Annotated in this window: 23 protein-coding genes and 1 pseudogene; 13 read left to right on the forward strand and 11 right to left on the reverse strand. The window is 66.9% G+C overall.

Annotated features, from left to right (window positions below; translation table 11 throughout):
* The first annotated feature begins 77 nt into the window (after positions 1-77).
* On the forward strand, positions 78-1148 hold the full coding sequence (locus tag JOF56_RS50330; RefSeq protein ID WP_245378753.1) for a S8 family peptidase: 1071 nt from the start codon (positions 78-80) through the stop codon (positions 1146-1148).
* Between the two features lie 2 nt (positions 1149-1150).
* Here the strand turns inward: JOF56_RS50330 and JOF56_RS50335 are convergent, their stop codons facing one another.
* Positions 1151-4576 carry an indolepyruvate ferredoxin oxidoreductase family protein gene (locus JOF56_RS50335; protein WP_209646540.1) on the reverse strand — a complete coding sequence of 1142 codons (3426 nt, stop codon included), beginning with the start codon at positions 4574-4576 and terminating at the stop codon, positions 1151-1153.
* A gap of 156 nt (positions 4577-4732) precedes the next feature.
* On the opposite strand from JOF56_RS50335, the gene JOF56_RS50340 reads away from it, so the two are divergent.
* Complete coding sequence (locus JOF56_RS50340; protein ID WP_209646541.1) at positions 4733-5188, forward strand: Lrp/AsnC family transcriptional regulator; 456 nt, start codon at positions 4733-4735, stop codon at positions 5186-5188.
* A gap of 143 nt (positions 5189-5331) precedes the next feature.
* Positions 5332-8325, forward strand: a complete 2994-nt coding sequence (locus JOF56_RS50345) for an AfsR/SARP family transcriptional regulator (protein WP_245380984.1) — start codon at positions 5332-5334, stop codon at positions 8323-8325.
* Here JOF56_RS50345 and JOF56_RS50350 read toward each other — a convergent pair.
* On the reverse strand, positions 8303-8791 hold the full coding sequence (locus tag JOF56_RS50350) for a hypothetical protein (protein WP_209646542.1): 489 nt from the start codon (positions 8789-8791) through the stop codon (positions 8303-8305). The genes JOF56_RS50345 and JOF56_RS50350 overlap by 23 nt on opposite strands.
* A 71-nt stretch (positions 8792-8862) precedes the next feature.
* Positions 8863-9591 (reverse strand): enoyl-CoA hydratase/isomerase family protein, encoded by a 729-nt coding sequence (locus JOF56_RS50355; RefSeq protein WP_209646543.1) that lies wholly within the window; start codon positions 9589-9591, stop codon positions 8863-8865.
* A gap of 103 nt (positions 9592-9694) precedes the next feature.
* Here JOF56_RS50355 and JOF56_RS50360 point away from each other — a divergent pair, with 103 nt between their 5' ends.
* The 5 genes from JOF56_RS50360 to JOF56_RS50380 are packed head-to-tail and all read left to right on the forward strand — an operon-like array spanning position 9695 to position 12773.
* On the forward strand, positions 9695-10273 hold the full coding sequence (locus JOF56_RS50360) for a TetR/AcrR family transcriptional regulator (protein ID WP_209646544.1): 579 nt from the start codon (positions 9695-9697) through the stop codon (positions 10271-10273).
* Positions 10274-10324: 51 nt separating this feature from the next.
* Positions 10325-11275 (forward strand): alpha/beta fold hydrolase, encoded by a 951-nt coding sequence (locus tag JOF56_RS50365; protein ID WP_209646545.1) that lies wholly within the window; start codon positions 10325-10327, stop codon positions 11273-11275.
* 30 nt (positions 11276-11305) lie between these two features.
* Positions 11306-11461, forward strand: a complete 156-nt coding sequence (locus JOF56_RS50370; RefSeq protein ID WP_209646546.1) for a CsbD family protein — start codon at positions 11306-11308, stop codon at positions 11459-11461.
* Between the two features lie 6 nt (positions 11462-11467).
* Positions 11468-12367: a non-homologous end joining protein Ku gene (gene ku / locus JOF56_RS50375; RefSeq protein WP_209646547.1), complete on the forward strand. Its 900-nt coding sequence runs from the start codon at positions 11468-11470 to the stop codon at positions 12365-12367.
* 34 nt (positions 12368-12401) lie between these two features.
* Positions 12402-12773 (forward strand): VOC family protein, encoded by a 372-nt coding sequence (locus JOF56_RS50380; protein WP_209646548.1) that lies wholly within the window; start codon positions 12402-12404, stop codon positions 12771-12773.
* Here JOF56_RS50380 and JOF56_RS50385 read toward each other — a convergent pair.
* Positions 12752-13276 (reverse strand): DinB family protein, encoded by a 525-nt coding sequence (locus JOF56_RS50385; protein ID WP_209646549.1) that lies wholly within the window; start codon positions 13274-13276, stop codon positions 12752-12754. The genes JOF56_RS50380 and JOF56_RS50385 overlap by 22 nt on opposite strands.
* Before the next feature lie 209 nt (positions 13277-13485).
* A complete protein-coding gene (locus JOF56_RS50390; RefSeq protein WP_209646550.1) occupies positions 13486-14073 on the reverse strand; it encodes a TetR/AcrR family transcriptional regulator in 588 nt (195 codons plus the stop codon).
* A gap of 145 nt (positions 14074-14218) precedes the next feature.
* Between JOF56_RS50390 and JOF56_RS50395 the strand changes: the two genes are divergently transcribed.
* Complete coding sequence (locus JOF56_RS50395; RefSeq protein ID WP_209646551.1) at positions 14219-15010, forward strand: SDR family NAD(P)-dependent oxidoreductase; 792 nt, start codon at positions 14219-14221, stop codon at positions 15008-15010.
* A 157-nt stretch (positions 15011-15167) separates the two neighbouring features.
* Complete coding sequence (locus tag JOF56_RS50400) at positions 15168-16274, forward strand: DmpA family aminopeptidase (protein ID WP_209646552.1); 1107 nt, start codon at positions 15168-15170, stop codon at positions 16272-16274.
* Here JOF56_RS50400 and JOF56_RS61050 read toward each other — a convergent pair.
* From JOF56_RS61050 to JOF56_RS50430, 6 genes and pseudogenes are all read right to left on the reverse strand, one after another.
* Positions 16264-16419, reverse strand: a pseudogene (locus JOF56_RS61050) (amidohydrolase family protein); the annotation flags it as partial. The gene JOF56_RS50400 and the pseudogene JOF56_RS61050 sit on opposite strands and share 11 nt — an antisense overlap.
* Positions 16420-16536: 117 nt before the next feature.
* Positions 16537-16974 (reverse strand): response regulator, encoded by a 438-nt coding sequence (locus tag JOF56_RS50410; RefSeq protein WP_209646553.1) that lies wholly within the window; start codon positions 16972-16974, stop codon positions 16537-16539.
* Positions 16971-18485, reverse strand: coding sequence for a sensor histidine kinase (locus tag JOF56_RS50415; RefSeq protein ID WP_209646554.1), 1515 nt, complete (start codon positions 18483-18485; stop codon positions 16971-16973). The genes JOF56_RS50410 and JOF56_RS50415 overlap by 4 nt, the downstream gene beginning before the upstream one ends.
* On the reverse strand, positions 18482-19708 hold the full coding sequence (locus JOF56_RS50420; RefSeq protein WP_209646555.1) for a PP2C family protein-serine/threonine phosphatase: 1227 nt from the start codon (positions 19706-19708) through the stop codon (positions 18482-18484). Before JOF56_RS50420 ends, JOF56_RS50415 begins: the two co-directional genes overlap by 4 nt.
* Before the next feature lie 128 nt (positions 19709-19836).
* Complete coding sequence (locus JOF56_RS50425; protein WP_209646556.1) at positions 19837-20337, reverse strand: mycothiol transferase; 501 nt, start codon at positions 20335-20337, stop codon at positions 19837-19839.
* A gap of 21 nt (positions 20338-20358) precedes the next feature.
* Complete coding sequence (locus JOF56_RS50430) at positions 20359-21024, reverse strand: TetR/AcrR family transcriptional regulator (protein ID WP_209646557.1); 666 nt, start codon at positions 21022-21024, stop codon at positions 20359-20361.
* A gap of 156 nt (positions 21025-21180) precedes the next feature.
* Between JOF56_RS50430 and JOF56_RS50435 the strand changes: the two genes are divergently transcribed.
* The 3 genes from JOF56_RS50435 to JOF56_RS50445 are packed head-to-tail and all read left to right on the forward strand — an operon-like array spanning position 21181 to position 24213.
* Positions 21181-22230, forward strand: coding sequence for an alpha/beta hydrolase (locus JOF56_RS50435; RefSeq protein ID WP_209646558.1), 1050 nt, complete (start codon positions 21181-21183; stop codon positions 22228-22230).
* 2 nt (positions 22231-22232) lie between these two features.
* Positions 22233-22958, forward strand: coding sequence for an esterase family protein (locus JOF56_RS50440; RefSeq protein ID WP_209646559.1), 726 nt, complete (start codon positions 22233-22235; stop codon positions 22956-22958).
* Between the two features lie 25 nt (positions 22959-22983).
* Positions 22984-24213 carry an ATP-grasp domain-containing protein gene (locus JOF56_RS50445; RefSeq protein ID WP_209646560.1) on the forward strand — a complete coding sequence of 410 codons (1230 nt, stop codon included), beginning with the start codon at positions 22984-22986 and terminating at the stop codon, positions 24211-24213.

Here is a 24213-nt window from a genome sequence, read left to right on the forward strand (position 1 = left end):
TGCCCAACCGGCTGGGCTCGACTAGACGACTAGATATGAGACGCGCCGGGATCGTGGCCGCTTTGGCCTTAGCCGCAATGGTAACGCCGGTTCAGTCGAACGCTGAACCGGCGAGCCGCTATATCGTGATGTTGCACCCGGCCGCCGAATTCGGCGCGCTCACCCAGCGCGTCCCGATGCGGGTCGACCACGTCTACGACACCGCGATCAAGGGCTTCTCAGCCTGGCTGAGCCCGTCTCAGCTGCGGAAACTGGCCGCCGACAAATCCGTGGCGGCCATCGAGCCGGACGCGCGGGTGCAGGCGCTCGGTGAGCAGCTCAACCCGCCGTCGTGGGGTCTGGATCGTATTGATCAACGCAGGCTCCCGCTGGACAACCGATATCGATGGATCACCGAGGCATCGAATGTCTCTGCCTACGTGATCGACACCGGAATCCGCGCCACGCACACCGATTTCGGCGGCCGCGTCGGCGGCGGGATCGATCTGGTGGATGATGACGGCAATCCCAATGACGACAACGGGCACGGCACGTTCATCGCCGGGATCATCGGCGGCACCCGGTTCGGTGTGGCCAAGAAGATCCAGCTCGTGCCGGTGCGGGTGCTCAACGCCCAGGGCTCCGGCACCACGGCGGATGTCATCGCGGGCGTCGACTGGGTGACGAGAAACGCCCGGAAACCCGCTGTGGCCAACATGAGCATCGGTGGCGCGGCGAACGCCGCACTGGACGCCGCGGTTCGCAATTCGATCGCGTCCGGCGTGACCTACGGCGTCGCGGCCGGCAGTTCCGCAAGCGACGCAAGGAACTTCTCGCCCGCCCGCGTTGCCGAGGCGCTGACCACAGCCGCCACGAACATCAACGACTGCGCGCACTCGGCGTCGAACTACGGCCCGGCGATCGACATGTACGCGCCAGGCGTCAACATCAGCGGCCCATGGGCCACTTCGGACACCGCGACCACAACGCTCAGCGGGACGTCCTTCTCCACGCCACACGTCGTCGGCGGCGCCGGGCTCTACCTCGCCGACCACCCCACCGCCACCCCGGCCCAGGTGGCAGCCGCCCTGATCGCGCAGTCCACAAAGGACGTGGTCTGCAACGTCAGACCGGACACTCCCAACAGATTGCTCTACACGCTTGCCTAAGGCTATGCCGCGGTGGTGACCGGGCTGGTGGGCTGGGTGAGGCTGATCAGCAGTTCCTGCTGGCGTTCCCGGTAGGCGGTGACGTTGTCAAGCTTGATCTGCTCGTAGCCGCGGACCATGTCCGGCAGGCCGGCCAGCTCCGCGATCATCGCCGGATCGCCGCCGGTGGCCAGGGCGGTCAGCAGGATCTCGCGGTATTCGGTGATCAGCGCACGTTCGACGCGCCGGACGTGCGCGTAGCCGAACGGGTCGAGCTTGGTGCCGCGCAGTTTGCGCATGGCGGCCAGCAGCCGGAAGACCGGCCGGAACCAGCGACCCAGGCTGATCTTGCGTTTCATCCCCATCGCCCGCAGCACCGGCGGGTGCAGCCGGTAGGAGACCTTGGCACCGGCACCGAACTGCGCCTCGATGGTGTCCGAAAGGGACTGTTCGACCGAGAGCCGGGCGACCTCGTACTCGTCCTTGTACGCCATCAGCTTGTACAGGTTCCGGGCGACAGCCTCGGCGATCTCGGGCGTGCTCGAAACGCGGACCTGCTCGACGAACGAAGCGTACGTCTCGGCGTAGCGTTCGCCTTGGTAGCCAATGAGATCCGTGACTCGCAGCGAGACCAGACGGCCGAGCTCCGAGCCTTCGGGGGCGTTGACCATGCCCGCGATCCGCGCGGTCGACGGGTGCACGGCAACCGGCGCGGGCGGCTGGACCAGCAAGGCCTCCAGCGCGGCGGAGTCGGCGACTGCCTGGCGGCCGCGACGGAACGCCTGCAGGTTGCGCTCCACTGAGGCGCCGTTGAGCCGGATCGCCTGTTCGACCGCGTCCGCGGGCAACGAGACCACACCGGTCTGGAAGGCCGCACCGAGCTGCAGGATGTTGGCGTACTGGTCATCGTCGAACAACGCTTCGGCCAGGCCACGGGCGTCCAGGTACACCGTTCGCGCGGCCGCCGCGTCGATGACCGATCGGACGCTGGCGGAGTCCGGATAGGACACGCTGGTGTCGACGATCATGCTCGCGGTCGGGACCTCGGTGGTCGACACGACCGCTGTGGTCCGCTCGGTGTCCGCCGACAACAGGTGCGTGGGGTCTGCACCGACCAGCGCGTCGCACGCCAGATACAGATCGGCTTCGCTCGCGGCGAGTTTCGGTGCCTGCTCTTGGGGTTGCGTCGTGACCTTGATGTCCGAGACGACCGCGCCGCCCTTCTGGGCCAGGCCGATCTGGTCGAGCGTACGGACGTGCCTGCCCGCGATCGACGCGGCCGTGCCCAGGATCTGCGCGACGGTCACGACGCCGGTCCCGCCTATGCCGGTGATCCGGACCGTGAAGTCCCCTGAACGCACGGCCGGCTCGGGCAATTCTTCGGACGCGATGTCGCCGACGAGGTGTGACCGCGAACGTTTGCCCGGGATGACGGTCAGGAACGACGGGCAGTCCCCGGCCAGGCAGGAGTAGTCCACATTGCACGAGGACTGGTGGATGCGGGTCTTGCGGCCGAACTCGGTGGCCACCGGCTGCACCGACAGGCAGTTGGACTTGGCGCCGCAGTCGCCGCAGCCTTCGCAGACACGTTCGTTGATCACGACCTTGGCCGGTGGCGTCTCCACCTTGCCGCGACGGCGTTTCCGGCGTTTCTCCGCCGCGCATTCCTGGTCGTGGATGAGGACCGTCACGCCACTCATGGCCGCGAGTTCGTCCTGACTGCGGAGCATCTCGTCGCGGTGACGTACCTCGACCCCGGCGGGCAGCTTCAGCTTGCGGACGCGTTTGGGCTCGTCACTGGTGATGATCACCTTACGGACGCCTTCGACCAGTAATAACGCGGCGATCCGCTCGATCGGGAGCGCGCCGACGGCCTGCTGCCCGCCGGTCATCGCGACCGCGGAGTTGTGCAGCAACTTGAAGGTGATGTTCGCGCCCGAGGCGACCGCGGCCCGGACAGCGAGGCTGCCGGAGTGCATGAACGTGCCGTCACCGAGGTTCTGCACGAGGTGCTTGGACTCGACGAACGGGCTCATGCCGATCCACAGCGCGCCCTCGCCACCCATCTGGGACAGTCCGACGACGTTGCCGACCTGCTCCGGTTCCATGAACAACGCCATGGTGTGACAGCCGATCCCGGCGCCGACGAGCGTGCCGTCAGGCACCTTGGTCGACGAGTTGTGCGGGCAACCCGAGCAGAAGTAGGGAGTACGGGCCAGCAACGGGATCGCGATCCGCTCGCGGCGGCGGCGTTGCTGCCAGGCCTGCACCGGCTCGATGTCGGCGGGCAGGCGTTTCGCCAGCGCACCCGCGATCAGATCCGGATGCAGCTCGCCGGCCTCGAGCAGGAGCGTACGGCCGTCAGGGCCCTGCTTGCCGTGCACCTGCGGCATGTCCGGCCGGCCGTACAGGATGTTCTTGACGGCCGCCTCGATGAACGACCGCTTCTCCTCCACCACCACGATCTCGGTCAGTCCGGCCGCGAACTCGCGGACGATCTCCGGCTCGACGGGGTGGATCACGCCGAGCTTGAGCACCCTGATGCCGTAGCGCGCGAGATCCTGCTCGGTCAGCCCGAGCGTGCGCAGGGCCTGACGCAGGTCGAGGTACGACTTTCCGGCAGTGATGATGCCGATCCGGTCGGCCGGTCCCCGGTTGACGATCCGGTTCACGCCGCTGGCCCGTACGTACTCCAGGGCGAGCGGAAGACGCACGTCGTACAGGCTGCGCTCCAGAACGGCGAGCTGCTGGCCGAGCAGACGCGCGGACGGGCTGTGCTTGTACGCGTTCGGCAGGTCAGGCGCGGCCCAGTCTTGCGGCAACGTGACCGTTCCCGCCGAGTCGGCCACGTTCGCGACGATCTTCACCGACGACCAGACACCGCTCGCGCGGGACAACTCCACCGCGTGCAGGCCGTGTTCCAGCAGGTCCTGGGCGTCGGCCGGGAAGAACACCGGGATCGACAGGTCAGCCAGCGCGAGCTCGGAGGCGTTCGGCACCGAGGACGACTTCGCGTTCGGGTCGTCGCCGACCAGGGCGACCGCTCCCCCGCGCGGGTCGGAGCCCGCCAGGTTCGCGTGCCGCAACGCGTCCGTCGCCCGGTCAAGACCAGGCGCTTTGCCGTACCACATGCCGACCACGCCGTCCGGGCGTTGCGTGCCCAGTCCGGCCGCCAGCTGCGTGCCCATCACCGCGGTCGCCGCGAGTTCCTCGTTGAGCCCAGGCTGGTGCACGATGTCGTGCGCGTCCAGCAGCTTCTTGCGGCGCGCCAGCTCCAGGTCGAACCCGCCCAGCGGCGAGCCGGAATACCCGGACACGAACGCGGCCGTGGTCCGGCCCAGGCCCCGGTCATGCCGTACCCGGTCGAGCAGCACCCGCACCAGGGCCTGGATACCGGTCAGGTAGACAGTGCCCTCGGGCTGCAGGTAGCGGTCTTCCAGGGTCTCCATGAGCCCTCCTTGGCACGCGCGGTTGGGGCACACCTCACAACGGCTGACCGGCCGTGCGCAACAACCATGTCAGCCTGCCGCGACAAAGACGCAAAGAACACGAGGCCACCACCGTACAGGCGGCAATTTTTTGCGCGGCGAGTAGTGTCGGTGCTCATGGAGCTCGACGGGACCGACCACGAGATCTTGGCGTTGCTACGCGAAGACGCTCGTCGCACGTTGTCGGACATCGCGAGCAGGGTTTCGCTCTCGGTCGCGGCCGTCAAGCGCCGTATCGACCGTCTACAAGAAACCGGTGTGATCCTCGGATACACCGTACAAGTTGATCACGCCAAGCTCGGCTGGGGCATAGAAGCCTTCACCGAGCTGAGGTTCTCCGGCACGACCAACGTCGCCGAGATCGTCCAGACCACCACCGCCATGCCCGAGACCCAGGCCGTCTTCACCATCGCGGGCGACCCCGACGCTCTGGTCTGGCTCCGCGTCCGAGACCTCGCCCACCTCCAGGACCGCATCGACGAAATCCGCCGCAGCCACCGGGTCACCGGCACCAAAACCCTGATCGTCCTCGACGCCTGGTCCCGCGAACGCCAATGGCCGTCCGCCCCGTAGGCACTGGGGTTCGGCTCAGCCGAGTTCTTGTTGGAGCTTGCGGCCTGTTTTCGGTCAACGTCAGCGCTGTTGGAGGTCTGTCCGACACACTGGCGGCCGGTTGGGCGATATGTCGGCGGATGAAGGGGTGAGCGATGGCCTCCATGCCGCCGGTGCGGGTGCTTGGGTTGGTTGAGGTGGTTGGCCCGCTGGGGCCGGCGGTCCTGATTGGTGGGCGGCAGCGGGCTTTGCTGGCCTTGCTTGCGTTGAATGCCGGGAGTGTGGTCACGCAGACCAGGCTGGTGGACGCGCTGTGGGGTGAGAGTCCGCCGCGTACTGCGGTTCGTACGTTGCAGAGTCATGTGGCGCGGGTGCGGCAGGCTCTTGATGGATGTGGGTTGCCTGATGTGTTGGTGACACGGGGGCCTGGTTATGTGTTGGATGTTCCGCGAGCTGATGTTGATGCTCATCTGTTCGAGGATGCTGTTCGGCTCGCCAAGACTGACTTGGCTGGTAACGCTGTGCCTGATGCTGTGGCTCGGTTGGCGGCGGGGCTGAAGTTGTGGCGGGGCGAGGCATTGGCTGACGCTGGGCTGGAAAGCTGGGCTGTGGCCGAGGTTCAGCGGCTGACTGAGGTTCGGCTTGATGCGGTCGAGGATCTGTGGGACGCGCGTGTCCAGCTTGGTGATCACGTTGCGGCTGTTGGTGAACTTGAGCGTCAGCTTGTCGCGACGCCGCTTCGGGAGCGCCTGGTCGGCTTGCTCATGCTCGCGTTGTATCGCTGTGGCAGGCATTCCGATGCGCTCGACAGGTACGAACGCCTCCGCGTCCGGCTTGCTGAGGATCTCGGGGTTGATCCGGGGCCGAAGTTGCAGAGCCTGCACATGGCGATTCTGCGTCGGGAATCCAGTCTGGAGCCGAAACCGAATCCTGTGCACGCGCCGATTCCGGCGCAGCTGCCGCGGCCGGTTGGTCATTTTGCCGGGCGCACCGATGAACTGGCGGCGCTGGCTGATCCTGCGGCGTGCATTGTGGTTGTTTCCGGGCCTGCGGGCATTGGCAAGACCGCGCTGGCTGTGCAGTGGGCTCACCAGGTCAAACACCGTTATCCCGATGGCCAGCTATTCCTGGATCTGCGTGGCCATGATCCTGACGCCGCGCTGACTCCGGCCGATGCGCTGACGCATGTGTTGCGGGGTCTGGGTGTGCCGCCGGATCGGATTCCCGCCGGGGTGGCCGACCAGACCGGGCTGTACCGCTCGTTGGTGCACGACCGGCGGGTCCTGATCATCCTGGACAACGGCGGCACGGCCGACCATGTGTCGCCGCTGGTTCCGCCGACGGTGTCGAGCACGTTGGTGGTGACCAGCCGCAGCCAGCTGTCCGCGCTGGCCATTGACCACGCGGTGCAGTCGGCCGAACTGGATGTACTGGCTGTCGACGAGGCTCACGGGTTGATCAACCGTGTGCTCGGCGTTCAGCGTGTCGAGCGTGAGCAGGCAGCCGCGTTCGAGCTGATCGAGTTGTGTGGACGGATGCCGCTCGCGTTGCGGATCGCGGCGGCGAAGCTGGCTGCACGGCCCCGCCAGCCGATCGCCGGCCTGGTGGCCGAACTGAGTGACGACCGGCTGGATGCATTGCAGGTCACCGGGGATTCCCGCAGCGTCCGTACGGTGTTCGCCAGTGCCTACAACGCTTTGAGTGAACCTGCTGCCCGGCTGTTCCGGTTGCTGGGCCTGCATCCAGGCACGAGTTTCGGCACCCGGCTCGCCGCCGCCGTCATGGGGTTGTCGCACGGTCGCGCCCGGCGCAGCGTGGACGAACTCAGCGCCGCGCACCTGATCATGGAGACCGAGCGTGGCCAGTACCGGTTCCATGACCTGATCCGGCTGTACGCCTCCGAATGCGCGAAAACCGACGAGACCACAGCGCAACGCGACGCGGCCGCCCACCGGATCATCGACTGGTATCTCGCGATCGCGGACGCCGCCAACAGCACGCTCGACCCCACCCGCACCCGGATCACGGCGGCCATTGCCGATCCACCCGCCGAGTTGCCGTTCGCGGCCGAATCGGACGAAGTGCTGGCCTTTCTGGACGGTGAACGCGGCAACATCGTCCCGGTCGTCGCCCTGGCCGCCGAAAGCCACGAGCTCACCGCGTGCCACATGACCTATCTGCTGGCGGGGTTTCTGGACCGGCGCGGCCACTGGACGGACTGGGTGGCCACGTGCCGTTGGGGTGTGACGGCCGCGAACCGGCTTGGTGATCCAGAGCTCGGCGGCCTGATGCGCAGTGCACTGGGGGTCTCCTGCATCTTCACCCGGCGCTTCGACGAGGCCCTCGACGTCCTGCACGAGGCTCTCGCCATGACCCAGGCCAGCGGAAACGTCCGCGATGAAGGCTATGTGCACAACAATCTGGCAGTAGCGAACGCAGGCCTGCGGCGGTTCGACGAGGCAGCCGAATCCTTTGGCCGCGCGCTGGAACTGCACACCGGCACGTCTCCGGCGGCGATGGCCTCGGCGTTGAACAACCTTGGTTACGCGCACACCGAGAACGGTGACTTCGCGATCGGCCTCAAGCACCTGACCCAGGCGCTCACCTTGGCAAAGGATGCCGAGGACGTGACCCTGCAGGCCGCGATCCTGCACAGTCTCGGCGTGGCCAATCGCGCCAAAGGCGACCATGACCAGGCACTGGCGTTCCTGCACGAGTCGCTCGCGCTCTACCGGGAGATCGGGTACAAACGGCACATTCCCGGTGGCATCAACGACATCGGCGAGGCGCTGTTGCTGCGCGGCGACCACACACAGGCTCTGGCGGAGTTCGTGACCGCGTTGGAGATCAGCACGGAACTCGGCGATCAGCACTGCGAGGCGATCTCGCTGGGCAACATCGCACGGGCGCACCTGCGGGCGGGCGATCTGCCAGCCGCCCGCCACCACCTGACTCGTGCCCTGGACCTGCGTGTCCGGTTCCCGGATGCCTACGAGGAAGCCCACCTGCACCGGTGGATGAGCCGGTTTGCGGCCGCGTCGGGCGACGCGGCCGCCGCTGCCACCCACCGCGACCACGCGGTTCAGCTCTACATCAAGGCGAACGCGGTGGCCGAGGCGGACGAGCTGGCAGGTGTCACTGTGGACAGTGATAGTTAGGAAGGGCAGGCCCGCTCGGCAGGGTCAGCCCGTCGTCGTTGAGGATCTTGCCGTGGCCGCTGCGTTCGACCAGGACACCGGCCGACGGACAGGCCATGACCGAGAAATCCTCCGTCGGCTCCTGGTGGTTGTCCCGGTAGACGTAGACGTTGATCTTCTTGGGCGCGGTGTCGCCGGACTCCCATTCCAGGATGCCGTTGGGCCTGGAGTGATCCTCCGGCTCGGTCTGCGTCGACATCACCGAGTAGATGACGCCGCCGGCACGCGCGCAGCCACCAGTGGAGACCGTGAAGGTGAAGGCGTTGGGAGGCGTGCGCTGCCCTCCCGGCAATGGGTCGCCCTCAGCCTCGGTCACGTCGTTGATGCTGACCGTACGAATGCACGGCGCAATCGTGGCCGAGGCCGCGACCGGACTGAGTCCGGCCATGACCGTCAGCGTGGCCACGGCTAGCGAGACGTACCTCATGTGTTGACTCCCCCGTCCGCAGTGGTTTCGCCCATGTATATGCCGGGGGTGTTGTGAAGATGTTGTGGCGCCTACCGGCGGCTGAGGCTCGCCATGAACTCGCGCAGGAAATCGCGTGTGGCCTGGGAACTCCACATCTCGATGACCTGCCGGTCGTCGCCCGCGTCGATCCTGGCCCGCGCGGGTTGCTGCAGCTGCTGCTTGCTGAACGCGTATACGTCGCTGCGGATGGTGCCGAGCTTGGCCGCGTGCTTGAGCGCGACCGGCAGCAGGTCGTCAGGGGCAACGACCTCGTCGACCAACCCGATCGCCGCGGCCTCCTCGGGCTTGAGTGTCTTGGCCGTGAGCACAAGCGTCGATACTTGGGGACCAACTGCGTGACGCATGATCTCCAGCGGCACAATCGGAAACGGCACGCCTGCCGTCAGTTCCGTCAACCCGATGGTGCCGCCCGACATGACAGCAACATCCGCAGCAGCCGCGAGGACACAGCCGCCCGCGAGCGCGTGCCCGTTGACCGCCGCCACCGTCGGCTTCGGGTGTTCGAACAACGCCAGTGCGGCCGCGCCCAAGGCTGGAATGAACTTCTCGATGTAGTCAGACCCGTCCTCGACGATCCGCTTCAGGTCGACCCCGGCCGAGAAGCACTTTCCTGCTCCGGTGACCACGACTGCCTTCGCGTCGGCGACAGCCGCCAGCACGCCCGGCAGCTCGGTCAGGATGTCCAGGTCCAGCGCGTTCACCGGGCCGTTGCTGAGCCGCAGAACCGCGACACCGTCCTGGTCAGTGGTCTCGATCATGCGTCCATCTTGGCCCAGGCATGCGCAGGCGGCGTGTGAGGCTCGGTACTATTTCCGGACATCTTTCTTGACCAATCATTCTAGATATGGGTTGGATAGGCGCATGGCCAGGACCAAGGAGTTCGACCCGGACGCCGCGTTGCGGTCCGCGTTGGACCTGTTCTGGCGCAAGGGTTACGAAGCGACCTCGATCCAGGACCTGGTGGAACACCTGGGTATCGGACGGGCCAGTATCTACGCGACTTTCGGCACCAAACACGAGCTGTACCTGCGGGCGTTGGATCGGTACTGCGAGGAGATGGCCGGCCGCAACGCGTACACACTGGCCCCGGCGGGACCGGCGTTGCCGGCGGTCCGGGAGCTGGTGAGGTCGTTCGCCGAGGACGCCCTGACCGATCCCGACCGCAAAGGCTGCTTCGTCACCAACACCGCGGTCGAATGCCTGCCGCATGACGAACTGGCGGGCAAGCGCGTCGACATCGGTCTCAACGGGCTCGAATCGGCGATCGCCGGGACCCTGATCAGGGCTCACGACCAGGGCGAACTCAGGGCGGACAAAGATCCGCAGGCACTGGCCCGGTTCCTGGTCACCCTGATCCAGGGCATCCGCGTGATCGCCAAGCGCCCCGATCGGCAGCGTCTGCGAGACGCCGTCGATCAAGCGCTCTCGCTGCTCGACTAGTGCTTTTTTGCTGTCCTTATATTAGACCGATCAGTCAAGAATGGAACTCTGATGGACCGTCGTTCTCTGCTGGCCGCGGGCGCCGCGACCGCCGCGTTGGCCGCGACCGGCACAACCGCCGAAGCCGAAGCGGCCACCCCCTCGGACGCCGAACTGGCGCGGTCCCTGGGCTTCCGCAGCGCCTACGCGGACGTCAACGGAACCCGGCTGCACTACGTGATCGGCGGCAAGGGGTCGCCGCTCATGCTGCTCGGCGGCTGGCCGCAGACGTGGTGGCAGTTCCGCAAGATCATGCCCGCGCTGGCCGAGCGGTACCGCGTGATCGTGGCCGACCTGCGCGGGATGAACCTGTCGGGCAAACCGGCCGGTGGCTACGACAAGAAGACCATGGCCCGTGACATCTACGAACTGGTCAAGAAACTCGGCTACACGCAGGTGGACATCGCCGGCCACGACATCGGCGCGATGGTCGGGCACGCCTTCGCGGCCAACTACCCCCACGCGATCCGGAAACTGGCGCTGATCGACGTCCCGCACCCGGACGAAGGCCTGTACGAGCTCACCCTGCTGCCCCAGCCCACCCAGTTCCACCTGTGGTGGTTCGCGTTCAACCAGGTCCAGCTGCTGCCCGAACAGCTGCTCGCCGGCCGGTTCCGGCTGCTCGTGGACCACCTGTGCGGCCTGCTGCTGCAGAATCAGGCCGCCATCACCGATCGTGACCGCGCGATCTACGCCAGGGCCTACGCCTCGCCGGACGCGATCCGGGCGTCCAACGGCTGGTATCAGACGTTCGGCCAGGACATCGTCGACGGAAAGACCTATCCACGGCTGACTTTGCCCGTTCTCGGCCTCGCCTCGGAGCCCGGTTTCGACTATCTGGCCGGGCCGTTGCGGCGGCAGGCCGTCGACGTCCAGCTCGAAAAGATCTCCGGTGCCGGGCACTACGTCGCCGAGGAACAGCCCGAGGCGGTGGTCACCCACCTGCGGCGGTTCTTTGGTTAACCGGCCGCCCGTGCGGGGTAACCAGCGGCTATGTCCGCCAACGACAAGCCGAAACACCTGGTCGAGGAGCTCGTCGGCAAGGTCAAGCAGGAGTGGGGCGAGCACACCGGCAACGAGGCCCTGCGGGTGGAAGGCGAGGCAGAGGCCGACGAGGCCAAAGCCGAGCTGGAACGCGACAAGGAGTAACCGGCCATGCCGCGCGCGATCTGGAGCGGAGCGATCAGTTTCGGCCTGGTGACCATCCCGGTGGAGCTCTACAGCGCCACCTCGGATCACACCGTCCACTTCAACCAGTTCGAACGTGGCACTTCCGACCGCGTCCGGTACAAGCGGGTCAACGAGCGCACCGGCGAGGAAGTGGAGTTCTCCGACATCGTCAAGGGCCGGGAGGTCGATGACGGGCAGTTCGTCCTTCTCGAGCCGGACGAACTGGCCGACATCGCTCCCGGCCGGTCCCGCACGATCGACATCAGCACGTTCGTGGATCTCGACGAGATCGACCCGATCTTCTTCCAGAAGACCTACTGGCTGGCGCCTGCCAAGAAGGAGTACGCCAAGCCGTATGCCTTGCTGTCCAAGGCGATGGAGTCGACCAACCGGGCGGGCATCGCCACCTTCGTGATGCGAGGCAAGCAGTATCTGACCGCGATCCGGGCCCGGGACGGCCGGATGTCATTGGAGACCCTGTACTTCGCCGACGAGATCAGGGAACCCGTCGAGATCGAGGACGCCCCGGCCCCGCGCCGCAACGAGCTGAAGATGGCCTCGTCACTGATCGAGTCGATGAGCGAGGCCTGGCGGCCCGAGGACTACCGCGACACGTACACCGACCGCGTGAACAAGCTCATCAAGGACAAGGCCGCGGGCAACGAGAGCGTCGCCGAGGCCGAGCCGCCCGGCGCCACCGAGGTGACCGACCTGATGGAGGCCCTGCGCCAGAGCGTCGAGTCCGCCAAGGGCCGCAGGAAGCCGGCCGACCTGTCCGGGCTGAGCAAGTCCGAGCTCGATGAACGAGCCCGCGACCTGCACATCAAGGGCCGGTCCAAGATGAAGCGGGCCGAGCTGGAGAAAGCCGTGGCGAAGGCGTCCTGAGTTTCCCGGCCGCCCGGGTGGGCACACTGCAACCATGATCGGACGACTGCGAAGTGTGGTGCTCGACTGCAAGGACCCCCTCAAACTCGCGGGTTTCTACGCCGAACTGCTCGGCGGCACGGTGACCGAGGACGACGACACATGGGTGGTGCTCACCGAGCCCATGGGCCACCGGATCGCCTTCCAGCTGGCGCCCGAGTACGAGCCGCCGAAGTTCCCCGACCCCTGTGGATCGCAACAGTTCCACCTCGACATCCACGTCGAGGACGTCGACATCGCCGAGCGGGAGGTGCTCGCCCTGGGCGCCACCCGGGTGCATGACGCTCCAGGCGAGGACCACTTCCGCGTGTTCCGCGACCCGGCCGGGCACACGTTCTGCCTGATCTACGGCGTTCCAGCGGTCTGAGCATCCTCCTCCCACGGGTGATCACCGGCCGCGCCGTCGATCAGCTCCCGGATGATGTCCATGTGGCCGGCGTGCCGCGCCGTCTCCTCGATCATGTGGATCAGCACCCAGCGCATGGTGACCTTGTCGCCGTCCCATGAGGTGCCGATCTCGGTCAGCTCGACCTCGTTGACGACGGCGTCGGCCGCCGCACAGGCCTCGCGGTAGAACGCCACAATGCCTTCAGTGGTCTCACCAGGGCGTACCTGAAGGTCGAACTCAGGATCGTCCTCTTTGAACACAGCCTTCGACTCCCGGCCGAACGGCTCACAGAACCAGCCGTACTCAACCGACGCCAGATGCTTGACCAAGCCGAGCAGATGCGTGCCCGACGGCGTCATCTTCCTGCGTAACTGCTCGTCGTCCAGGCCCTGGATCTTCCACAGCACAGCCTCGCGATGCCGCCACATCGCGGCCAGCAAGCTCTCCTTCTCGCCACCGGTCGGAGGCACTCGAATCACCATGCCCAGCAACCTACGCCGGGGGTCCGACAGTATTGGACGGCCTCGCTCCGCTCGGCGGGCTTGGTCGCCAAAGCCAGCCGTTTCCACACCGCCCCACGCGACCGGCTTCTTCGCTCGGGGTCGGCCGTCGTCGTGGCTGGGGCGATGCCGGGCGTGTTGCGGTGCGTAAACGACCGGCGCGACCAAGCCACTCGGCTCAGGCGTGACTATCAGGCAGGGCTGATGGGCTGGAGGGCGTTGTGGATGACCTCTTCGGCGAATTTGACTGCGGCGGGGGCGGCTCCGGTGCGGCCCATGGCGGCGCCGTTGGCTTTCAGGCCGTCGATGATCAGCATGATTCGGTCGGCGAGGGTGCGCGGGTCGGCTGCGCCCGCGCGTCTGGCGATGTCCAGCAGGCTTTCGTGCATCAGCTGGAAGTTTGCGGTGGCGGCCTTGTTCACTGGGTGTGTGGGGTCTGGGAATTCGGCGTGGGCGTTGTAGATGGCGCAGCCACGGAACTCCGCTGCCATGGTCTGTTCGGCCACGTCGCTGACGATCACGAGTAGCTGGTCCGCCGGGTCGGAAGCTGCCTGCGCGGCCCGCTCCAAAGCTGCCGTCCAGCCGTCCCTGCTGCGGACGACATAGGCCGCGACCAGCTCGTCCTTGGTGGCGAACTCGCGGTAGAGGGTGTTCTTGCCGCAACTGGCCGCGTCGATGATCTGTTGCAGGCCGACCGCGTGCACGCCCTCGGAGTCGAACAGCTGCGCCGCGATCTCCAGGATCCGGTCCCGTGCGGTCGGATCCGGCTTGCGTGGCATGGCCGCATGTTAACGGACCGACCGGTCCCACGTCATTTCACGAAACGGGGATCACACCCGGTTGACAGGCCGGGCCGGCCGGGCCAGTATCGGGACCGATCGGTCCGGGACCGTCCGGTCCGAAACGAATGCAGGAGGACAAGCCATGGATCTGCGACTTGCCGGCAAGACCGCGGTCGTCACCGGCGGGAGCAAGGGCATCGGGCTTGAGGTCGTCCGTCAGCTGATCGACGAGGGTGTCCGCGTGGTCAGCGGCTCCAGGTCGATCACCGCCGAGCTCAAGGAGACCGGCGCCATCGCGGTGAGCGCCGACCTGTCCACTCCGGACGGCCCGAAGCAGCTGATCGACGAGGCGCTCACCGCGCTCGGCGGCATCGACATCCTGGTCAACAACGCCGGTATCGGCGACCACGCCGGCCTGGTGCAGGGCGTGGTCAACAACGTACTGACGTTGCCCGACAGCGCGTGGGAGCAGTCCTTCAACGTCAACTTCTACTCCGCGCTGCGCACGAGCCGGGCCGCCATGCCCAGCCTGATCGAGCGCGACGGCGTGATCGTCAACGTGTCGTCGGTCGGGGCCCGGCTCCCGGGCGTCGGGCCCGCCGACTACAACATCGCCAAGACCGCCCTCAACGGCCTGACCAAGGCACTCGCCGAGCAGTTCGGCCCGCAGGGCGTACGCGCCATCGGGATCTCACCCGGCCCGGTCAGCACCGGCGTCTGGGAGGATCCTGACGGCTTTGTCGGCCAGCTCGCCAAGGCGCAGGGCGTCGATCGGCACGACTTCGCCGACCAGTTCCTGGCCAACCTCGGGGCCTCCACCGGCCGGGTGAGCACACCCGAGGAGGTCGCCCGGCTGATCGTGTTCGCCGTGTCGCCCAACAACATCACCGGCACGGACTACCTGATCGACGGCGGAGCGGTCAAGACCGCCTGACCCTCCGTCCGAAGTAGACCAGACCGGCGCCGGACAGCAGCAGGAAGATCCCACCGGTACTGGCCGACTGCGGGTGGTCACCTGGAGCTGACCTGCCCCGCGGGAAAGCCGGTCACGGCCGGCTTTCCCCTCGTGCCGTGATCACTATCCTGGTTGTATGAACGACGCTTGGCACTACACGCCGGCAGGACAACCTCGGGCCCGGATGCTCAACATCCCCTTTGAGGGGCAGCCCGGCGCGCTCAACGCGATCACGGACGTGCCGGGCGTCGAGGTCGGCTACGTGACGCTGATCGAGGGCGACTCGATCCGCACTGGTGTCACCGCGCTTCTGCCGCGTGGCAAGCAGAACGTCGGGGTGAGCTGCGCGTCGGGGTTTCACTCGTTCAACGGCAACGGCGAGATGACCGGATCGCATTGGCTGATGGAGACCGGATCCCTGGCCTGGCCGGTACTGATCACCAATACCTTTGCTGTGGGCCCGTGCCACCGTGGTGTGCTCGACTGGGTCGCCCGGGAGCAGCCGGGAAAGACACCCTGGGATTTCCCGGTCGTCGGCGAGACCTATGACGGTTTTCTCAATGACATCAACCGCTCCTACGTCACCGCCGAGCATGCTGTTCAAGCGATCGACAACGCCGTGGGCGGGAGCATCGAGGAGGGCTCGGTCGGCGGCGGGACCGGAATGACCTGCTACGGCTTCAAAGGCGGCAACGGGACTGCCTCCCGGAAAGTTCGTTACGGCGGCGCCGACTACACAGTGGGCGCGTTCATCCAGGCGAACTTCGGGGCACGCGCGCAGCTGACCATTGCCGGACGTCCGGTCGGCAAGATGATGACCGACGACAGCCCGGCGGCCGAGACAGGATGGTCCCTGCCGCAGGGCGCCGGGTCTGCCATCGTGGTGATCGCGACCGACGCTCCGCTGCTCCCCCAGCAGTGTTCGGCGCTGGCGCGCCGGGCCACTCTCGGTCTCGGCCGGACCGGAACCACGGGCGCGCACTCGTCCGGCGACATCTTCCTGGCCTTCTCCACCGGGAATCCCGGCGCACTCGACAGCCCCGCGCAAGCCCAGGAGGAATCCCTGACCACCATGGAATTCGTTCCGTGGCCGGGGATCGAGCCGTTCCTGCAAGCAAGTGTCTACGCGGTCGAGGAAGCGGTGGTCAACGCCCTGGTCACCAACCAGACAATGGTCGGCCACATGGGCAACCGCTCCCCCGCCATCTCCCGTGAACGGCTCGTCGGGTTGTTCAGCGAGTGATCCTGGCGCCGTTGCGCCAGACCGCTGAGATCCCGCGCATGGCCGTGATGTCGCGGGTCGGGTCGCCGTCGACCAGCACGAGGTCGGCACGCAGCCCGGCCCGGATCCGGCCCCGGTCGGCGAATCCGTACAGCCCGGCCGGTGTGGCCGTGGCCGCGGTCCCAAACGGTCACCCAATCAGCCGCATAAGCACCTGATCGACCTCGAAATGCGACAGCTCACTACCCCCAGGTATTGAACATGCGCTTTCACCGTACTCGTTTCAGCGGGGCAGCTTGACCACGGTGAGGAAGAAATCGTCGATCTGCCGGACCACCTCGATGAATCGGTCGAAATCCACCGGTTTGGTGATGTAGGCGTTGGCGTGCAGCTGATAGCTGCGCAGGATGTCCTCCTCGGCCTCCGAGGTGGTCAGCACGACCACCGGAATGGTGCGCAGATCCGGGCTCTGTTTGAGCTCCGCGAGCACTTCCTGGCCATTCTTGCGCGGCAGGTTCAGATCCAGCAGGATCAGCCCAGGCCTGGGCATGTTGCAGAACTGCCCCTCCTGGCGCACGAACTGCATCGCCTCGACACCGTCGCTCACCACATGCAGCATGTTGCGGACCTTGTGGTACTCCAACGCTTCCCGGGTCATCAGCACGTCGCCTGGGTCGTCCTCGACGAGCAGGATGTCGATGGGCTTCATGGCTTCGGTCATGACTCCTCGGTTCTCTGCGGCAGCGTGAAGCGGAACGTGGTCCGGCCGGGCCCGCTGTCGGTGTCCAGCCAGATCCTGCCGCCGTGGTACTCGATGATCTTGCGTGCCATCGCCAGCCCGATCCCGGTGCCCGGATAGGCCGCGCGGGTGTGCAGCCGCTGGAAGATCACGAAGATCCGGTCGGCGTACTCGGGGTCGATGCCGATTCCGTTGTCGGTCACCGAGAACGTCCACTGCCCGGCGTCCAGGGCCGCTTTGACGCGCACCGCGGGCGGCTCGTCGCCGCGGAACTTGATCGCGTTGCTGAGCAGGTTCTGGAACACCGTGGTGAGCAACGAGATCTCGCCGCGCACCACGGGCAGGCCGGTGAGCGTCACCTCCGCGCCGGTCTCCTCGATCACCTGCTCCAGATTGCCGATCGCGGCCCGCAGCGCCTCGCCGGTACTGACGTCGGTGAACTCGCCGGTCCCGCGGCCGACCCGGGAGAATGCGAGCAGGTCGTTGATCAGCACCTGCATCCGCCGGGCACCGTCCACAGCGAACTCGATGTACTGCTCGCCGCGCTCATCCAGCTGCCCTTGGTAGCGGTGCTGGATCAGCTGGCAGAAGCTGGTCACCTTGCGCAGCGGCTCCTGCAGGTCGTGGGACGCGACGTACGCGAACTGCTCGAGGTCCGAATTGGACCGTTGCAGCTCCTGGGTGCGTTCGTCGAGCAGCCGGTGGGCCCGGCGCAGCTCGCTGACCTCGTTGACGATGCGCTGGCGCATGGCTTCGACGTCCGCGGCCAGTTCGGCCAGTTCGTGCGGCCCTTCGCTGCCGACGATCCGGTGGTCGATGTCGGCTGTCGCGGCCTTGACCTCGTTGCCCAGCCGGAGGATCGGGGCCATGATCCGCCGCTGGAATCCCAGCGCCAGCAACACGAACAGCACGACCAGCAGCACGATGATCACGCCGATGACCACACTGAGCAACCTCGCGGATTCGTTCAGCCGCTCGCGATCGCCCTCCCGGCCCGCCCGCAGGCTCGCGGACTGGGCGGTGAGCAACGTCCGTACGGCGTCGAACTGCGACTTGCCACTGTCCACAAGCGCCTGATCGACCGGCCGTGGTGCGGCAATCATCTCCTGGGCCGTCGCCTGCCAGACAGTCGCGCTGTTCAGCACACGAGTGAGCTCGTCGCCTGCCTGTGTGCCGTCGACCGCGCCGAGGCGCCGCAACTCCGCGACAGCTTTGTCCTGCTGTGCCCGGCCGTCGTCGAACGGCGTGAGGAAATCCCGTTGCCCGGTCAGCAGATAGCCTCGCAGGCCGGTCTCCTGGTTGAGCAACGCGCTCGTCAGGTTCTGCGCCTCGATCAGCTCAGGGTCGATCTGGTCGACCACACGGGCCCGCGCGTCGGAAAGCTGGTTCAGCCCGATCACGCCACCGATGATCGCCGCGGCGAGCATGACCGACTCGACCACGATCAGCGCTGCCATCCACCGCCGGATATGCCACCGGGGAACGGTCTTCATCGGATCTCGCCGTGGCTCAACAGCGCCAGTGCGACATCGTCGTCGAGCGGGCCCTCATTGAGTTCCTCCACCGCCGCGATCAGCTTGTCGAGCACGACCCCAGGCCGTTGCCGCCAGCCCGGGTTCGCCCGCAGGTCGGCCATCAGCAGGTTTGCCATGTTCTCGTGGCCCAGCCGCTCGGTCTGGCCCTTGACCTTGCCCTCGAACACGCCGTCGGTGTAGAGCAGCAACGACCAGCCCGGGCGCAGGTCGACATCGACAGGTTCCCAGACGGCGTCCGGCATCAGGCCGAGCGGGACGCCGAGATTGTCCATCGGAAGCAGCCGTCCGGCGTCGCCCTCGATCAGCAGCGGTGGCGGATGACCGGCCAGCCGCATCCGCAACGAGCGGCGGTCCGGCCGGATGGTGATCGTGCAGAGCGTGACGAAGCTGTGGTTGATACGTTCGTGCAGCAGCACTTTCTCGACTGTCCGGAGCACCTCGCTGGTCGGCAACCCGGCCAGAACCAGGGAACGCCAGCCGATTCGCAACGCCACGCCGAGCGCGGCCTCGTCCGGCCCGTGCCCGCTGACGTCCCCGATGACCACTTCCACCGTGCCGTCCGGCAGCTCCGCGGCATCGTAGAAATCCCCGCCCAGCAACGATCCGTCCCGGCCGGGGCGGTAACGCGCGACCAGGTTCAGGTTCTCGTCACTGATCAGCGGCGCGGGCAGCAGGCCACGCTCCAGCCGGCGGTTCTCGTCGGCGACCAGTTGCTGCTGAAGCAATTGACGCTCGGCCTCCTCGGCCCGTTTGCGTTCCCAGGCGTACCGCATTGCCTTGACCAGCAACAAACCGTCGACCTGGTCCTTGACCAAGTAATCCTGCGCCCCCGCAGCCACCGCGGCCACGCCGATGGCCTCGTCACGCTGCCCGGTCAGCACGACCACAGCGGTCTCCGGAGAGTGCTGTCTCAGCCGGGTCAGCGCGGTCAGCCCGACCGCGTCCGGCAACTGCAGGTCCAGCAGCACACAGTCGGCACGCAGCGGCGCGCTCACCGCGCTGGCCAGAGTGTCCACTCGGCGCACGACAATGTGTTCGGACAGGTCCGCCAGCAGCTCGGTAACGAGGAAGGCGTCGCCGTCGTCGTCCTCCACGAGCAGGACCCGCAGTGGCTGGCCTGTTCTCGGGGGTGCGCCCAGAACGTCCACACGTCTCCCTAAGTGTGGCCGCCCGGCACGCATGCCGGTCGGACTCGGCGATGATCTCTCGGTGGCTGCTTTGTCTCAACCGGCGATCATCTTACGGTGGGGCCCAGAACGCCACACAATGCCGGGATGGCCGACCCGGAGGGCAACGAGTTCGGTGTGCTCTAAAGCAGGCCGCGGATGAACGCTGCCTGCCCGACGTGTTGCAGGTCGTCGGAGACGACACTGACCAGGCGCACGGCGAGCGTCACCGGCGGATCCCAGTTCTCGTCGACGATCCTCGTCAGGTCCTTGCTGGTAAGGCCTTTGACGTAGCCGATGGTCTGCTCGTGGGTCGCGTCGTAGTAGCCGGTGAGCAACTCCGCCGAGGCCTTGACCTGAGCGACTTTCCTGCTGTCCTGGCCGTATCCGATCTCCGAGTCGCCGAAGGGCAGATCGAAGCGGCCTGCCCAGCCCTGAGCCGTCCAGACCTGGGCGAAACCGGCCGCGCCGGCGACATGGTCGTCCTGGACCCGGGCCAGATGCCAGATCAGCCAGGCGATCGAGTTGGCCTCACCGTTGATCCGGTACGCCAGTTCGTCCGCGGACAGACCTGCCACCGCGGCGTGCACTTCCTCCTGAATCCGGCCGAAGGCATCGACAAGAAGTCCCGCGCTCGTCGTCATATCCGGACCCTACGCCGCCGTTCAAAGGCGGTGACGCAGCCTGGCCAGGTCGTCCTCGGTGAGCGGCGGCGCGGGCAGGCTGCTCGCGCCCGCCGGGCGCAGGCCGTCCAGGATGAACCCGAGCGTACGCTGCGAGACCTGCGGATACTCCGAGCCGCCGAACGCGATCGTGGCCTGCACAGCGGCCGACAGCACCATCATGTCGCCGGCGTCGAAGTCCTCGCGCAGCTCACCGGCCTGCTTGGCGCGTTGCACCAGCTTGACCAGGTGCACGCCCATGGCTTCCTGGTTCTCCCGCAGCAACGCGGCCAGCCGGGCGGGCGGCGTGCCACGGGCCCAGCCGAGCGACTGGGTGAACCCGCCGGTGGTCAGCTCACACAGGCCTTTGTCGGCCGCGAGGTCGCGGATCGACTGCTTGAACAACCGTACGAAGGCTGCCCAGGCGTCGTCGGCCTCGCTGGCCTGCCGGGCCTGCTGCTCGGTCTCCCGGATCTTGGCCTGGTAGACCTCGTAGATCAGATCGTCCTTGTTGGCAAACCGCCGATAAACCGTGCCGACCCCTACTCCGGCGTGTCTGGCCACGTCAGCCAGGGTCGCGCCGAGCCCTTCCGCGGCGAAGACCTCGGCCGCGGCCCCGAGGACCCGGCGCAGATTGGTCTCGGCGTCGCGACGCATACTAGGCGGCACGGCCTAACGGTACCCGCTTTGGTGTACCACCGTGCGAACAGCTTTTCAGTACATTGTGGACGACAAAGTGGATCTCGTTGGCACGCGGGCCGAAACGATCTCCGGGTACGCGGCCCATCGGGAATTCACGCCGCCGCGCCGCGCCATGAGAGTGTGGTGTCCGTGCAGGAATCGACGGCAGACGAAACGACCGTCCAGGCAGGCCCGGTGGTCACCGAGGGTTCGGTGACGTTCCGGCTGCCCGACAGCGGCCCGGACGGCCAGGCGACGCTGAGTGGTGTGCGGTTGCTGCCGGCTCTTTCGCTGCCGAACGCGCAACTGGAGTTCACCCACGCCGACGGCGTCTGGACGTTGCCGTTGTCCCGGCCGCCGGTGTGGCGGATGGAATACAGGCTGCAGCTGCGTCACCGTGACGGCGGTTTCGAGGAGATCTGCGATCCCGGCAACCCGCTTCGGGCACCGGGCGCTTTCGGGGACAAGTCGGTCGTGGAGTTCCCCGACTACCGCGCACCCGCCTGGCTGGAGGCGTCCGGCGGAGACTATGCCGACGTGCCCGTCCCAGGGATTTCGGTCCGGTTGTGGTCGCCTGGTGAAGGCCCGATGCCGCTGCTGGTCGCCCACGACGGGCCGGAGTACGACCGGCTTGCCGGGCTGACCAGGTTCGCCGCGTCGTTCGAGATCAAGCACCGGGTCGCGTTGCTCCAACCAGGTGATCGTGACGACGAGTACTCCGGCAATCCCGCGCACGCCCGGATGCTCGCGCGCAGTGTCCTGCCGGCCATCCGCGCGTTGGTCCCGGTGATCAAACCCGTGGTCGGGATGGGTGCGAGCCTCGGCGCGCTGGGCATGCTGCACGCCCAGCGGCGCAGGCCGGGCCTGTTCGGCGGGCTGTTTCTGCAGTCCGGGTCCTTTTTCGACCGGCGGTTGGACCCGCAGGAGTCCGGGTACAGCCGCTACGGCAGGGTCACCCGGTTCGTCAGCGGGATCGTGCGGGGCACCACGCGCGGGCAGCCGGTCCCGGCCACCCTGACGTGCGGCCTGGCCGAGGAGAACCTGGCCAACAACCGTCAGATGGCCGCGGCCCTCGTCGCACTCGGATATCCGACAGGGCTGGTGGAGGTGCCGGACGCGCACAACTATGTGGGGTGGCGGGATGCGTTCGAGCCGGCGCTCACCGAGCTGCTGCGGACTGTCTGGGAGAGCTGACGTTGAGACGTGATCAGGTGGAGGTGGGCGGCGGCACGGTGATCGCGTACGGCCATTACGGCCGTCCGTTCCTGGTGTTCCCGTCCGAGCAGGGCCGGGCGTGGGACTGGGAGAGCAACGGGATGATCGACGCCGTCCGGCCGTTGCTGGACGACGGGCGGGTCAAGCTGTACTGCGTCGACTCCTACGACGGCGCCTCGTGGTCCAACCGGTCGATCCCGCTGGAGGAACGCGCCCGGCAACACGACGGGTACGAGTCCTGGGTGCTTGATCAGGTGCTTCCGATGATCCACGCTGACAGTGGCGGACCGCGGGAGGTGGCCACAATGGGATGCTCGTTGGGCGCGTTCCACTCGGTGCTGTTCAGCCTGCGACGGGCCGACCTCTTCCCGCTCGCGCTCGGCTTCTCCGGCAACTACGACGCGTCCTCCTGGCACGGCTGGGGAGAACGCGGCGACGCGCTGTACTTCGCCAACCCGGCCGACTTCGTGCCGAACCTCAACGGTGATCATCTCGACTGGCTGCGGTCGCGGCTGTCGATCCTGCTGGTCGTCGGCCAGGGCCAGTGGGAGGACACCACCGGCTCGCTGCCCTCCACCCGGCACATGGCCGGCCTGTTGCAGGACAAGGGCCTGCGCTGCGAACTCGACGTCTGGGGTCACGACGTGCCGCACGACTGGCCGTCGTGGCGTAACCAGGTCGCCCACCATCTGCCCCGCTTCTGTTAGCTGCCTGCCCAAGGAGGACGCGCGCATGCCGGATCGCACGGAACATCTGCTGGGCCTGTTGCTGGGGACCGAGGAGGACTGGCCACGCGCGTTCGAGGAGCTGGTGCGACGGCTGGGGCCGGTGCGCGCCGGGAACACCGAACACACGCTGCGGACCGAGCGGATCACGATCGAGCCGTTCGACCTGCGTGCGAAACCGCGTTACGACTTGGTGATCGACCGGCTGGCGTACTGGTACTACGTGCCGCGCGAATGGCTGAAGAAGATCGCGTTGATGGACGACGTGTACCTGCTCAACAGCCCGTTCACGTTCCAGTCGATGGAGAAGCACGCGGCGTACTGCGCGATGATGCGGCTCGGGCTGAAGGTGCCCTCGACCTGGCTGGTGCCGTACAAGAACCCGGTCGATCACGCCAAATACGCCTACACAGCGTCGAAGTACAACCGGCCGTTCGATCTGGACGCGGTCGCCGAGCAGGTCGGCTATCCGCTGTTCATGAAGCCGTACGACGGCGGCGCGTGGCGGGGTGTGTCCCGGATCGGGGACGCGGACGCGCTGCACTCGGCCTACGACTCGTCCGGCGAGATGCTGATGCACCTGCAGGCCTCGGTCGAGGGCTACGACTCGTTCGCGCGGTCGCTGACCATCGGCCCGGACACCATGGTGATGCGGTTCCAGCCGGAGAAGCCGATGCACGAGCGATACGCCGTGCAGCACGGGTTTCTCTCCGAGCAGGCCGGGACCGAGGTGGTCACCATCTCCCGGCTGATCAACGCGTTCTTCCGCTGGGAGTTCAACTCCTGCGAGAGCCTGGTCGTCGGCTCCGAGGTCTACCCGATCGACTACGCCAACGCCTGCCCGGACATCTCGATCACCTCGCTGCACTACTACTTCCCGTGGGCCATCGGGGCCCTGCTGAAGTGGTCGGTGTTCTGCGCGGTCACCGGCAGGCGCGCCCAGCTGGACCTGGACACCCGGCGGTACTTCGAGGTCGCCGACTCCGCCCTGGCCTACGACGAGAAGCTCGCGGAGTACCTCAAGCTGGCCGACGACTACTTCGACACCGCGCGCTACCACGAGTTCTGCGCCACCTCTCTGTCCAGTGTGGACGACATGGTCCGCGACTGGGTATCCTCCCCCGACTTCGACGCCCTGCTGGTCGAAACCGTGCGGACGACCTATCCACCGGCCGAGCACGAGAAGTTCATCGCGCATTTCCGCGGCCTGATCGGCCTGTGGATCCAAGGAGGCTGA

It is taken from the genome of Kibdelosporangium banguiense, assembly GCF_017876405.1.
GTDB classification, from domain to species: Bacteria; Actinomycetota; Actinomycetes; order Mycobacteriales; family Pseudonocardiaceae; genus Kibdelosporangium; species Kibdelosporangium banguiense.

Coding starts and splice junctions, on each gene's coding strand:
- JOF56_RS50330 (WP_245378753.1), top strand. CDS start 78: ATGGTAACGCCGGTTCAGTCGAACGCTGAACCGGCGAGCCGCTATATC.
- JOF56_RS50335 (WP_209646540.1), bottom strand. CDS start 4,576: ATGGAGACCCTGGAAGACCGCTACCTGCAGCCCGAGGGCACTGTCTAC.
- JOF56_RS50340 (WP_209646541.1), top strand. CDS start 4,733: ATGGAGCTCGACGGGACCGACCACGAGATCTTGGCGTTGCTACGCGAA.
- JOF56_RS50345 (WP_245380984.1), top strand. CDS start 5,332: ATGCCGCCGGTGCGGGTGCTTGGGTTGGTTGAGGTGGTTGGCCCGCTG.
- JOF56_RS50350 (WP_209646542.1), bottom strand. CDS start 8,791: ATGAGGTACGTCTCGCTAGCCGTGGCCACGCTGACGGTCATGGCCGGA.
- JOF56_RS50355 (WP_209646543.1), bottom strand. CDS start 9,591: ATGATCGAGACCACTGACCAGGACGGTGTCGCGGTTCTGCGGCTCAGC.
- JOF56_RS50360 (WP_209646544.1), top strand. CDS start 9,695: ATGGCCAGGACCAAGGAGTTCGACCCGGACGCCGCGTTGCGGTCCGCG.
- JOF56_RS50365 (WP_209646545.1), top strand. CDS start 10,325: ATGGACCGTCGTTCTCTGCTGGCCGCGGGCGCCGCGACCGCCGCGTTG.
- JOF56_RS50370 (WP_209646546.1), top strand. CDS start 11,306: ATGTCCGCCAACGACAAGCCGAAACACCTGGTCGAGGAGCTCGTCGGC.
- ku (WP_209646547.1), top strand. CDS start 11,468: ATGCCGCGCGCGATCTGGAGCGGAGCGATCAGTTTCGGCCTGGTGACC.
- JOF56_RS50380 (WP_209646548.1), top strand. CDS start 12,402: ATGATCGGACGACTGCGAAGTGTGGTGCTCGACTGCAAGGACCCCCTC.
- JOF56_RS50385 (WP_209646549.1), bottom strand. CDS start 13,276: ATGGTGATTCGAGTGCCTCCGACCGGTGGCGAGAAGGAGAGCTTGCTG.
- JOF56_RS50390 (WP_209646550.1), bottom strand. CDS start 14,073: ATGCCACGCAAGCCGGATCCGACCGCACGGGACCGGATCCTGGAGATC.
- JOF56_RS50395 (WP_209646551.1), top strand. CDS start 14,219: ATGGATCTGCGACTTGCCGGCAAGACCGCGGTCGTCACCGGCGGGAGC.
- JOF56_RS50400 (WP_209646552.1), top strand. CDS start 15,168: ATGAACGACGCTTGGCACTACACGCCGGCAGGACAACCTCGGGCCCGG.
- JOF56_RS50410 (WP_209646553.1), bottom strand. CDS start 16,974: ATGACCGAAGCCATGAAGCCCATCGACATCCTGCTCGTCGAGGACGAC.
- JOF56_RS50415 (WP_209646554.1), bottom strand. CDS start 18,485: ATGAAGACCGTTCCCCGGTGGCATATCCGGCGGTGGATGGCAGCGCTG.
- JOF56_RS50420 (WP_209646555.1), bottom strand. CDS start 19,708: ATGCGTGCCGGGCGGCCACACTTAGGGAGACGTGTGGACGTTCTGGGC.
- JOF56_RS50425 (WP_209646556.1), bottom strand. CDS start 20,337: ATGACGACGAGCGCGGGACTTCTTGTCGATGCCTTCGGCCGGATTCAG.
- JOF56_RS50445 (WP_209646560.1), top strand. CDS start 22,984: ATGCCGGATCGCACGGAACATCTGCTGGGCCTGTTGCTGGGGACCGAG.